This is a genomic window from Marinimicrobium sp. ARAG 43.8, from assembly GCF_050113635.1.
Taxonomy (GTDB): Bacteria; Pseudomonadota; Gammaproteobacteria; order Pseudomonadales; family Cellvibrionaceae; genus Marinimicrobium.
Genome location: NZ_JBNJLT010000009.1, coordinates 60,144 through 72,307, shown reverse-complemented (window position 1 = coordinate 72,307; position 12,164 = coordinate 60,144). Strand labels below are relative to the sequence as shown.

Sequence of the window (12,164 nt, the reverse complement as noted above, 5' to 3'; positions counted from 1 at the left end):
CCCCTTTGGCATCAACCTTCGCTCCGGAAGAGGCGCGAACTATACGCACCTCATCACACCTCCGCAAGCGCTTTTTTAAAAAATATCAGAGAGGCTTTTGATCGTCTTCAACGGAAGCTTTTTCGGTGCCCTTTGCAGAGCCTTCCGATCCTTCGTCCGCTGGCCGCTCAGACTCCCCCTGCCGGTCAAACCAGTCGGACATTCCGGTCCGGCGACGCCACAGCCAGATCACCGGGCCAGACAACCCATAGGTGACGGACATGCACAGTAAAATAACCGGCGGATTGATACTCACCACCACAAATACGCCCACTACCATCAGCATCACCACAAAGGGCACCCTGCCTCGAAAATCAAAATCCTTGAAACTGTAGTAGCGGACGTTGCTCACCATTAACAGGCCTGCCGTAATAGTTATCAGAGCGGCGGCCAAAGCCACCGGGGCGGAAACAGAACCATCGTGTCCGGTCCAGACAATGGATGCCAGGATGGCCGCGGAGGGAGGGCTGGCCAATCCCACAAAATACTTTTTGTCGACGACGCCAATCTGGGTGTTGAAGCGCGCCAACCGAAGGGCCGCACACACCGCAAACACAAAAGCAGCCGCCCACCCCAGCTTACCAAGCCCAGAAAGCGCCCAACTGAACATCACCAGCGCAGGCGCCAACCCGAAGGACACCATGTCCGACAAACTATCGTACTGCTCGCCAAATGCACTCGATGTGTTGGTCATACGCGCTACGCGCCCATCCATTCCATCCAGCCCCATCGCCACAAAGATGGCAATGGCGGCGCTGTCGAAATTACCGTGCATGGCGGAGACAATCGCATAGAAACCAGCAAACAACGCCCCTGTCGTAAACAAGTTGGGCAAAAAGTAAACACCCCGGTGGCGCACTTTGCGACCGTTTTCCGACACTTCTTCGACGTGCTCGCCGAAGGGGAGGAAGCCCTCGCCTTCGTTATTGTCTCGCTGCGGCTGATCGTTGTCTGTCATAGTCACCTCAAAATGGGGATTTTCTACCACCATAGTACACGAAAGCCCGCTGCAGTTGGGCCTGCAGCGGGCTTTCGAAAGGTCTGCCCCCCTTGGCACAGGGGGCACTCCGTACAAGATTAGTTCTTGCTTTTGTCGATGATCTTGTTGGAGCCGATCCAGGGCATCATCGCCCGCAGACGCTCACCCACTTGCTCGATCGGGTGTGCCGCGTTCAGACGACGACGAGCGGTCATCTCAGGATAGTTCAAGGCACCTTCGCTGATAAAACGCTTGGCGTACTCACCATTCTGGATATTGCGCAACGCCTGGCGCATCGCCTCACGGGATTCATCGTTAATCACCTGAGGGCCTGTCACGTACTCACCATACTCCGCGTTATTGGAGATAGAGTAGTTCATGTCCGCAATACCACCTTCGTACATCAGGTCCACGATCAGTTTCAGTTCGTGCAAGCACTCGAAATACGCCATTTCAGGGGCATAGCCAGCTTCCACCAGGGTTTCAAAGCCGGCTTTTACCAACTCCACGGTACCACCGCAAAGCACAGCCTGCTCGCCGAACAGGTCGGTTTCGGTCTCGTCTTTAAAGGTGGTTTCAATGATACCGGTGCGGCCGCCGCCAATCGCGGAGGCGTAAGACAGGGCAACATCTTTGGCTTTGCCAGAGGCATCCTGGAAAATAGCGATCAGATCGGGGATACCGCCACCTTTGACAAATTCTGTGCGTACAGTGTGGCCCGGCGCCTTCGGGGCCACCATGATCACATCCAGGTCTTTACGGGGCACGATCTGGTTGTAATGAATGGCGAAGCCATGAGCAAAGGCCAGGGTGGCGCCCTGCTTGAGGTTCGGCTCAATCGTGTCAGAGTACAAAGAGGACTGGAACTCATCCGGCGTCAGCACCATCACCACGTCAGCGCTTTTCACAGCCTCAGCAACACTGGCAACTTTCAAGCCTGCACCTTCGGCTTTCTTGACGGAGCCGGAACCTTCACGCAGGCCAACCACAACGTCCACGCCAGAATCCTTCAGGTTGTTGGCGTGCGCATGGCCCTGGGAGCCGTAGCCCAGAATGGCGACTTTCTTACCTTGGATGATGGAAAGATCACAGTCTTTATCGTAAAAAACGTGCATATATCTGCCTCCTAGAAGTGAGCCTAAGCTCTTCACTGTAAAATAAAGACCCGCAGTTTAAGGAAAAACCCTCATAACGTAAAATGATATATTCGCAACCTTCTGTTGCAAAAATTGCAACAATGACCAAGACAGAGCCCAATCGACCATGGATCCCCAAAAGCTGCGACTCTACATTGCTCTCGCCACCACACGGCACTTTGGGCGGGCTGCGAGCCAATGCCACGTCAGCCCCTCTACCATCAGCCGAAACCTGAAATATTTGGAAGAAGAATTGGCGGTAACGTTGATGCTGCGTGACAACCGCTCGGTCAGCCTCACCCCCGAGGGCGAGCGCTTCCTGCGCTTTGCGCGGGAAAGCCTGCAACAATGGGAAACCTTTCAGGAAGCCCTGCATCAACAAAGCAGCGAACTGCGGGGGCAACTCAGCCTCTATTGCTCTGTGACCGCCAGCTACAGCTTCCTCCATGATCTACTGACACAGTTCCGGGAACGCCACCCCGGGATTGCCATTAAGCTCCATACCGGCGATCCGGCCCCGGCTATTGCCCGCATTTTGAATGGGCAAGAAGATATCGCCATCGCCACTCGCCCCGAACGGCTGCCGAGCGCACTGGAATTCAAACTGATCTCTCAATCCCCCTTGCTACTGATCGGGCCCTCGGATACCGCCCTGATCCACAGAAACACTCTTGCGGGGAGTTGGCGCGACTGGCCTGTGATTATTCCTGAGGAAGGCATTGCGCGGGAGCGGTTCGACCATTGGTGTCGAAGCCAAAAGTTCACACCCAACATCTACGCCGAAGTGCAGGGCAACGAAGCTATTGTGAGTATGGTGAGCCTTGGGTTTGGTGTGGGGCTTGTCCCAGAGATCGTGCTGAACAACAGCCCGCTTCGTCAGCGGGTGACGCGTCTCCCGGACCAGCCAGACCTGGGACCGTTTGAGACCGGCATCTGCGTATTGCGCAGGCGCCTGCAAAGTCCGATTGTTTCGGCGCTTTGGGCTGAGATTCACTGACCCCAGCCCGCCAACCACCACAAATAAAAAAGCCCCGGTTTATGTATCCGGGGCTTTTCAACTCACATTTACCAGGCAAGCCTTACTCGAACAGCACGGCCTCAGAGGTCTCAGCGATTCCATCTGGGCCATTGATAATCTGTTCGCCCCGCTCCGTCAATACCACCTCGTCTGGCTGTTCAGACAAACTCAGCGCCTCACCACCAAACCAGGTGCTGGCCATCCAACCGAAAGGCACCACATGCCAGCCAGATGATTTGGCAACCAGCATATCGCCCTCATTCAAACCGCCAGTCGTGAAGTCTACCGTTAAGTCTTGAACCGACCCCGGGGAGTCAAAACCCTGCTGATAGATGGGCTGCAAGTCATCCACAATGGCGTCGCCGATAATTTCCACATCATCCAGCATAATCTCACCAGAAATATCGCTGATATTCCTGTACTGGAAACCAAAGGCTTGTGGCGACAAAGTGCGGGCAAAATCTTCATCCCAACCGTCGTCGTCTGTCGTCGGGTAGCCATCATCGGCCACCTCAAACTCAATGTCGTTCCACTCGTCATAGTTAAGCTCGTCCATGTTAACCTGGCCAATAACAAAGTGCTGCCAACTACCCGATTGAAAATACACATCAAGCTCAAGACCAGTATCGGCAAAAACCCCGGGCACGAATAAGCGAGCTTTCACCGTAAGAGCGCCGCCAAAGTTAATCTCTTGTACGGCATTGACGTCGCCCTTGGCGATCGCCCCGCTACTAAATTCGACTTCATTACTGAGACGCTCGCTGGCGGGAACGATACTGGCAACCAGCACACCGTCCCCATGGCTCACGTTGCTTCCGTCGTCCCACCCGGCGTCTTGAAAGCCGTTCAGACCATCACTAAAGGTCGCTTTGTACTGAGTCTCGGTGACAATTTTAGTCGGTCGGGCCGCAGGGTCTTCGATAACGATTGAGTCGATCAGGATTGGCTCAGGCTTAGGCGTAATGATACCACCCACCTGAAAACCAAACTTTGCAGGGTTAGCCTCATCCGACGGCGGCGAATCTCCCAGCTCACTAACGTTTATGGTGTATTTCAATTCAGACCACTGACCCGGCACCAGTTGCGACGCGCTCAGATTCATAGCACGCCACGCCCAGTCATCAAGCTGACCGTATGCTTGCATCCAAAGCCCGTCGCCAGCGTACTCTTCAGGCAGAAACATGGTGATCGTGACATTCACTGGGGTACGAAAATCAATCAGGCTGATGTTACTACCCACCAGCTCAACGCTAATCTGAGCATCCGTCGACAATGCTTGCAAATTACCATCGACAACCGAAGAGTCTGCACCCATAACCTCCCACCCCTCGGCGTCGCCAGCGGTGTTGAACTCGGCGGTGTACATGGGCGGAACACCGGGAAACAAGTCCAGGTTATCAAACTTGATTTCCCCTTGGGCGGCTTCGGCTTTGTCATTGGCCATAATTTCAACGCCTACATGAGTCACAGCCGTCCGATCAAACTCAGTGGAGCCTGCCATGAGTTGGTCTGGTTCTATTTCCACGGGCACATCGAAGCGCAGCTTGTTCCAGGTGTTTTCCCGTAACTCACGGGCCGCGGCGGTACCCAAGCGCAGACGATTGCCGTTAGCATCCATTAAGTACAGGGAAACGCCGGTAGTGCCCGTAGGCGCGTAGTTGGAGCTGCCGGGATTTACCCGCATAAACTCCAAGTAGCGCCGGTCCATAAACACATCCAACGATGTGGCTCCACCGGTTAAATCCAGGGGCTCGCCAAAGGCATTCAAATAACCCACGCCATCGTCGACATCGCCAGTCCACGGGGTATCTACCACAAAGGCAACGTCGCCCACGGCTTGCGCCATAATTTCGTTGTGATTCACAGGAAAGTCGCCAACCCCAGAACCGGCGAAGGCATTCATTACAAAAGGCACGCCCTCTGCAGCCAGCAGGGTATTGGCAGAAATGATTTTATCAGCGCTGTCCCACCGCTGGCCGTCGCCCTCGGCAGAGAAGATCAGGTTACTCTCGCTATCAGCAGCTAACAGCTCTTCACCGCGACCCTGCAAAAAAGCATTAAAGTCCTGGCCGCAGTTGGCGCCGTCAATCATCAACGGCAACTTAAACCCCGCGTTACGAAAACGACGAATCAGTGCTTTATACGTATCCACATAGTCCTGATACCCCAAGCTGGACGCATTGAAAATATTGGCGGGACCCCAGCCATCAGCGATATTGAGAATAATGCGCCCTTGAAACCGGTCCTGCACCAACACTTCCAGCCACTGGTCCAACCACAAACTATCGACGGCATTGATCAGGGCATCGGTATTTTCCTGACATTTCAGTGCGCTGCCATCATCGGTCAGGGAGACCACCGTAACCAGGTTATTTTCCGCAGCGATACTCAAGGCCCCCTCCAATTCAGCAGCCGCTGTCGATGCGGAGACCAACAACCGAACCGCGTTCGCACCGGTAGAAGCAATCGGCTCGATGGCATTGACCATTTCAGCTGGGTCTTGAAAGTAGTTGAGCGTGACACCACGCAGCTGTACCGGACTGCCCGATACGTCGAGCAAGAAGTGCTCGTTGGTGGTCATTGTCGGTTCGTTTTCGGGGGGCCGCGGTCGGTCGGTTGGATCGTCCATCCCGGCATCCGGGTACATCATGTCAGTATCGGTATCGTCCCCGAGCATGGCATCACCGCCACAAGCACTCAGGGTCAGTGCACACGCCATTACTACCCAGGGCAAAAATTTATTGTTCATAACCAGACTCCCAATTTATTATTTTCAGTCCCCTTGTCTTCGCAGGGACATCAATCAACCGTTCTCGACACCAGCCATTAAAAGCTTAATGTCACCCCTGCTGCGTAGCGACGCTCTTGCACCCAAATACTGTCCAACTGGTCTTCGTACTGGGCATAGGATCTTCTGTCCGTAGCAGTCAGATTGGTACCATTGAGGTATAAGCTGATATGGTCGTTGATCCAATAGCTAATGGATAAATCCAAATAGCCGGCGGGTTCGCCCCAGGACGCCAGGTTGACCGGCTCGCCGCTGGTGTTGAGCCCTGCAAAATCGTTGTAGGATTCACTACGCCAGTTGTAAGCCGCACGAATATTCAATCCCTCTCTGTCATACCAGAGGATCATGTTGCTCTGATGCTCTGAGTTGGAAGGCAGAGGCAGGGCGTTGCCTTCCAGGTCTTCATTCTCGGAGTCGCTTTTTGAATAGGTGTAGTTGAACTCAATACCCGTTGAACTCAACAGCTCACCAGGCAGAAAGGTGAAAGGCTGGCGGTAACCCAGCTCCAGGCCGTAGAGCGAAGAGCCTTTGACGTTTTCGGAAACCCAGACATTAGCCGTATTATCGCGATCAATACCATCGCCATCCACGAAGGGCCGCCGCTCCTGAAAGCTTTGAACCGATGTATCCACATCCATATAGAACAAGCCTACACCGAGAATGGCATTTTCTGAAAAATACCACTCCGCCGAAGTGTTGTAGATATCAGCAACCCAGGGGTCAATATCAATATCGCCCTGATCCGTACCGCCGCCCACACAAGTAACTTCTTCACCCACCAGGTTACCGGAGCTGTCGACGACCAGAACCCGCTCGCCGTTCTCGTCGGTTTTTTCACACTGGGTATACCAGAGGCTCAACCCAGACCCAACATTTTGCAGATCATTACGCGAGGTGGTTCGCGCAGCCGCAAAACGCACTACCGTGTCATCTGTCGGGAACAGGTTTAGATTGAAGGAAGGCAGGTATTGCGTGAAAGAACGCTCTCTGGTTTCGATATCGTACACGAAAGCGAGCTTTTGATAGTCGACCGAGCCAATAGAATTAAACACGTCCAATACCTCAGGCACCGTGTTCCGCTCCACGGTTCGGTCTGTCTGCAGCACCTTCAGACCCAGGTTACCACTGTAAGGCACGCCACCGACTTCATCCCCGAAGTTCAGCTGGACAGAGCCTTCCGTTGAGGCTTCTTCGACTCTATAGGCATAAGCGGGATCTTCGACGGTTCGCGCTCCCGGATAAAGGCGGTTCATAAACGCCAATGGCGAATCCCATTGGGCCGGGTCCAGTGCCGAGACACCATTTTCAAAACCGGAAAAGGGACCAAAGTCCTTAAAGACTACGGTGTCGGCCGCCGAAAAACCGTTGTCTTCCAGACCTGCGTCGCGCAAGGCCTGTGGCTCATCCTCGTAATTGAACCGACGCCAGTCCGGGTAGCGTTGCCACTGGCGGTTGCCACTATATAACTGATTGCGCTTTTCGATCGGGATGCGTTGACTGTCTGGGTATCGCTCAGTCGGCGTCACGTAATAGAACTGTGCGTAATCCGCTTCCCGTACGCCATAACGCAGTCCCACATCCACCGACTCGAAGAAACCATCCTGAAAGGCCAGGTTAAGATCAACACGGCCGACATTCAGCTCCCCTTCGGTATTGTTCCCAGTGGCAATACCCTGATAAAGCGCCAGAAGATCGGCATCTGAAACGTCTCTATTAAACTGAAAGGCCGGGTAGTCACCCCGATAGTCCACCGTCAGCTCATAGGGAGTAATGGGGTCTTTACCAGAGATACCATCCTGATCCACCCACAACCAGGCTGGGGTACCTTGCTGAAGCGAGGCCTGGCGATACCGTTTTTCCGCCTCGGCATAAATATATCGGGCGGTGACGGTCAGGTTATCGTGATTGGTATAGTCAAGCTGGATATTCGAATTCAGTGCCGCCGTTTTATCAATATTATTGAAAGAGGTTGTCTGAAAGTCTGGCGAGAGAACGTTGGCCACCCGCAGGCTGTGGAGGGTTCGCGTCTGACTTTCGCCGTTGGCATCGGTGTAGGTAAAGTTGCCACCTTCACTAAAAATCGATCCTTCCTGAAGCGTATTGTTTAAAGCCGATTCCGTACCCGGTGTGCCGTTCACTGAGAAGGATGACACCGCATCACGCCCATTAAAGGCCACTCTTACACCGCGGTTATATTGATCCATTCTTGTGTAGAACGCATCGCCACGCAGCTTGAAGTTATCTGATATCTGCCATTCAGCGCTGAAGGAGCCACCTTCGCGCTCGCGCGTCAAGAAGCTACTGGCCGCACCGTAGGTTTCAGGAACGAGATACCAGTCATTAACCAGATCTCCATTGCCATTGAGATCCAAGGGGTCCGTGGGGGTCCCATTTTGGCGATCCAGAAATCCGAACTGCGGGTTTTCATCCATCGAGTAGTTGGCATTATAGCTCTCTGAGCTGAACACCCCCACATTAAAACCGAACAGGTCGCCATGACGATAACCGAAAAAACCGCTGATGTTATAGTCTGGATCACGAGTGCGGGTAGAGCCGTCGGCTTTGACTTCGTCTTTAGATCGGCTTCCCTGAGAGGCTTCGGCACGAAGGTTCGTGGTGATGCCCTCTTCCATGTTAAGCGGCTGCAGGGTTTTAAGATCCACCACGCCTGAGATGCCCCCCGCCACCATGGAGGCCGATTGGGACTTGTAGACATCAACGCGGTTCACCATGCCAGCCGGTATGTCCGCATAGTTCGCCCCCAACCCCGTAATATTCCACGGACTCAGGAACTGCTCGCCATTCAGCGTCGTCAGCACCTGCGGCATGCCACGAATATTCAGGGAGGTTCCCTCGTTGGCCTCTCGGGTCACCTGCACCCCTGTCACCCGCTGGAGGGAATCTGTAATGGTGGTATCAGGAAGTTTACCGATGTCTTCGGCGACGATGGAATCAACAATCCGGTCCGAGTCTCTCTTGATATCGATTGCTTTGGCCTGGGACTCACGCACCCCCTTTACCACAATCTCCTCCAGACCTTCCGTGACACCGCTCGAAGGGTCCTGGGCCATGGCATTAAAGCTCCCAACGGCGCAACCTATGGCAAGAGCAAATGCGGTTCTTCTCGGGTTAAACCCATTTTTATGGATCATAAGAATCATCCTCGTGCTTTTTATAATGAATTATTGTTAAGTTTTAATAGAGGCACTAAACACGGCCACGTTCGACACTCGTCGCGGGCTGGCAAACGGGATATTTATCGTTATTACGCTGTTTTTTATTGTTATCAAGCTAATGGTACTTAAAGAAAGTGCTAATCGGTTTCATAAAAACAACGCCCATTCATAGCGCTATTCCATGGATAGCTGCCATTCATTGCAACCGGTTACAAACTTTAGCGTAAGCCTGTGGGCTCCACAAGTGAAAAATGGCATCTATTTGTCACTTTTTATAATTAAAAAGCTTAGCACTTATACCATATACGAATTAGATATCATATATGGAACCAGGCTATCTAAAGAGCTCACAAAAAAGGCAGCCTAAGCTGCCTTTTACGGGATAGCATTGCCTGCTTTCTTAAAGACTCAACACTTTCTCCCCTCGGGAGATCCCCGAAACCCCGGAGCGAACCACCTCCAGAATGGAGGCTTCGCCAACGGCCTGGAGGAACGCGTCCAGCTTGTCGCTGGTACCGGTGATCTGGATCACATAGAGAGAACTGGTCACGTCCACGATCTGGCCTCGGAAGATATCCACGCAGCGTTTGACTTCCGCGCGCTGAGCTCCGGAGGCCTTGACCTTGATGAGCATCAGCTCACGCTCGATGTGAGCGCCCTCAGTCAAATCCACCAGCTTGATCACGTCAATCAACTTATTCAGGTTCTTGGTGATCTGCTCAATCTTGTGGTCATCTCCCAACGTGGTCAGCGTCAGCCGGGAGAGCGTTTCGTCCTCCGTGGGGGCCACTGTCAAGGTCTCGATGTTATAACCTCGCTGGGAAAACAAACCGACCACCCGGGACAAAGCACCGGGTGCGTTTTCGATCAGTACGGAAATAATACGTTTCATGTCAGGTACGCTCCGTCTTGCTCAACCACATATCCCGCATAGACCCATTGGGCGCCACGAGCATCGGATATACGTGTTCTTTCGGTTCAACCTGGATGTCCATGAACACCACACGGTCTTTCATGGCAAAGCACTCTTCCAGCTTCGCTTTCAACTCGTCCTTGCGGGTGACCCGCATGCCGACATGGCCGTAGGCCTCCATCAGTTTGACAAAGTCCGGCAGCGTATCTTCGTACAACGACTCGGAATAGCGCCCTTCGTATTGCATATCCTGCCACTGTTTAACCATTCCCAACGCCTGGTTGTTCAGGCAAATGATTTTCACCGGCAAGTGGTACTGGGTGCAGGTCGCCAGCTCCTGAATGCACATCTGGATGCTGCCCTCCCCCGTCACACAGGCCACCATGGCATCCCGGTGCGCCATTTGCACCCCCATGGCCGCAGGCAGGCCAAAGCCCATGGTGCCCAGCCCGCCGGAGTTGATCCAGCGCCGGGGCTTATCGAACCGGTAATACTGCGCGGCAAACATCTGGTGCTGCCCCACATCGGAGGTTATATAAGCATCGCCATTGGTGACTTCGTGCAGCGCTGTAATCACCTCTTGCGGCATGATGCGGTCGCCCGCGGTGTCGTAACGCGGCTGAATATACAAACCGTGGCGCGCACGCCATTCCTCGATCTGTTTCCACCAGGACTTCAACGCGTCCGCATCCGGGGTATCTTCAGACTCTTTCACCATCGCGAGCATTTCAGTCAATACACTTTCAACCGAACCCACGATCGGCACATCCGCCGCAATGGTTTTCGAGATTGACGCCGGATCGACATCAATATGAATAATCTTGGCGTTGGGGCAGAACTTGCTGACGGTATTCGTAACACGGTCGTCAAAGCGCGCACCGACTGCCAGAATGACATCACTGTGATGCATGGCGGTATTCGCCTCGAAAGTGCCGTGCATACCCAACATACCCAGAAACTGACGATCCATTCCGGGGTAGGCACCGAGCCCCATCAGGGTATTGGTTACCGGGTAGTTCAGTCGCTGCGCCAACTCGGTCAGCAATTCCGAACCATTGCCCTGAATCACGCCACCGCCGGCGTAGATGACCGGCCGCTTGGCGTCGAGCAGCAATTGCACTGCCTTGCGAATCTGCCCGGTATGACCGCGCGCCGCCGGGTTGTAGGAGCGAATTTTCACTTTCTCGGGGTATTCGTACGGAAAGGTCTCCCCCGGTGCCGTGACATCTTTCGGGATATCGATTACTACGGGACCGGGACGACCCGTCGCCGCGATGTAGTAGGCCTTTTTGACGATTTCCGGAATTTCCTGCGGGTGCTTGACCATAAAGCTGTGCTTTACGATTGGGCGGGAGACACCCACCATGTCAGTTTCCTGAAACGCGTCTTCACCGATTTTGTCAGAAGCCACCTGCCCGGAAATCACCACCATCGGAATAGAATCCATGTAGGCTGTCGCAATGCCGGTAATCGCATTGGTCGCGCCGGGGCCGGACGTCACCAGTACCGTTCCCACCTTGCCGGTTGAACGGGCATAGCCGTCCGCCGCGTGGGTGGCCGCCTGCTCGTGGCGAACCAGAATGTGCTGGACATCTTTTTGCCGGAAGATGGCATCGTAGATATGCAGCGCTGCACCGCCGGGGTAGCCGAATACATGTTCGACACCTTCGTCCCGCAGGGCGCGAATCAGCATATCTCCGCCTGATAGCATTTCCACTGGGTAACCTCTCAATTGGTTTTCAATTGGTTTGAGTCAATCAGTCTTACTCGTAACATCAGTCATCATGACATCAATGTCGCTGCAACCACAAAGCACGAAGCCACGGCCTGCCCGCCCTACGGACCGGGAGCTGTGCATCGTCGTAAACACGGTATGGAGTTCCCCGACCGTCCCCGCGCGGGTAGCAACTGCGGGTGGGTTCCGGGCAGGCAGCGTAGGTTAACGCGCCTTCGCGGTTGCGGATGGTTCGGTGGCCGGGTCGGCCGCCGGAGTAGAGTTCGTTACCGAGGTTGTCGGCTGGCTCTACAAGCCATCAAGCGAAAGAGTATTGTTCGAAAAACTGCCGATAAAGTCAAGTAAAAACACGGCCCGATTTCTTGACGCATACTTTGCGA

Annotated in this window: 7 protein-coding genes; 1 reads left to right on the top strand and 6 read right to left on the bottom strand. The window is 54.0% G+C overall.

Going from position 1 to position 12,164, the window contains the following annotated elements; all coding sequences use genetic code 11:
• Window positions 1-85 precede the first annotated feature (85 nt).
• Together pssA and ilvC are read right to left on the bottom strand one after the other, a co-directional pair.
• Window positions 86-997, bottom strand: a complete 912-nt coding sequence (gene pssA / locus ACQCLF_RS14915) for a CDP-diacylglycerol--serine O-phosphatidyltransferase (protein ID WP_426988691.1) — start codon at window positions 995-997, stop codon at window positions 86-88.
• A 119-nt stretch (window positions 998-1,116) separates the two neighbouring features.
• Window positions 1,117-2,133, bottom strand: coding sequence for a ketol-acid reductoisomerase (gene ilvC, locus ACQCLF_RS14910; RefSeq protein WP_426988689.1), 1,017 nt, complete (start codon window positions 2,131-2,133; stop codon window positions 1,117-1,119).
• A 148-nt stretch (window positions 2,134-2,281) separates the two neighbouring features.
• Between ilvC and ilvY the strand changes: the two genes are divergently transcribed.
• Window positions 2,282-3,151 carry an HTH-type transcriptional activator IlvY gene (gene ilvY, locus ACQCLF_RS14905; protein ID WP_426988687.1) on the top strand — a complete coding sequence of 290 codons (870 nt, stop codon included), beginning with the start codon at window positions 2,282-2,284 and terminating at the stop codon, window positions 3,149-3,151.
• Between the two features lie 82 nt (window positions 3,152-3,233).
• Here ilvY and ACQCLF_RS14900 read toward each other — a convergent pair whose 3' ends face one another.
• The 4 genes from ACQCLF_RS14900 to ACQCLF_RS14885 all read right to left on the bottom strand — a co-directional run bounded on the left by ACQCLF_RS14900 (window position 3,234) and on the right by ACQCLF_RS14885 (window position 11,766).
• The gene (locus ACQCLF_RS14900) at window positions 3,234-5,921 is read right to left on the bottom strand and encodes a hypothetical protein (RefSeq protein WP_426988685.1); all 2,688 of its coding nucleotides are present in this window, start codon (window positions 5,919-5,921) and stop codon (window positions 3,234-3,236) included.
• A 77-nt stretch (window positions 5,922-5,998) separates the two neighbouring features.
• Window positions 5,999-9,031 carry a TonB-dependent receptor gene (locus ACQCLF_RS14895; protein ID WP_426988683.1) on the bottom strand — a complete coding sequence of 1,011 codons (3,033 nt, stop codon included), beginning with the start codon at window positions 9,029-9,031 and terminating at the stop codon, window positions 5,999-6,001.
• A 505-nt stretch (window positions 9,032-9,536) separates the two neighbouring features.
• Window positions 9,537-10,028 (bottom strand): acetolactate synthase small subunit, encoded by a 492-nt coding sequence (ilvN, locus tag ACQCLF_RS14890; RefSeq protein WP_426988681.1) that lies wholly within the window; start codon window positions 10,026-10,028, stop codon window positions 9,537-9,539.
• Between the two features lies 1 nt (window position 10,029).
• Window positions 10,030-11,766: an acetolactate synthase 3 large subunit gene (locus ACQCLF_RS14885; RefSeq protein WP_426988679.1), complete on the bottom strand. Its 1,737-nt coding sequence runs from the start codon at window positions 11,764-11,766 to the stop codon at window positions 10,030-10,032.
• Between the last annotated feature and the right edge of the window lie 398 nt (window positions 11,767-12,164).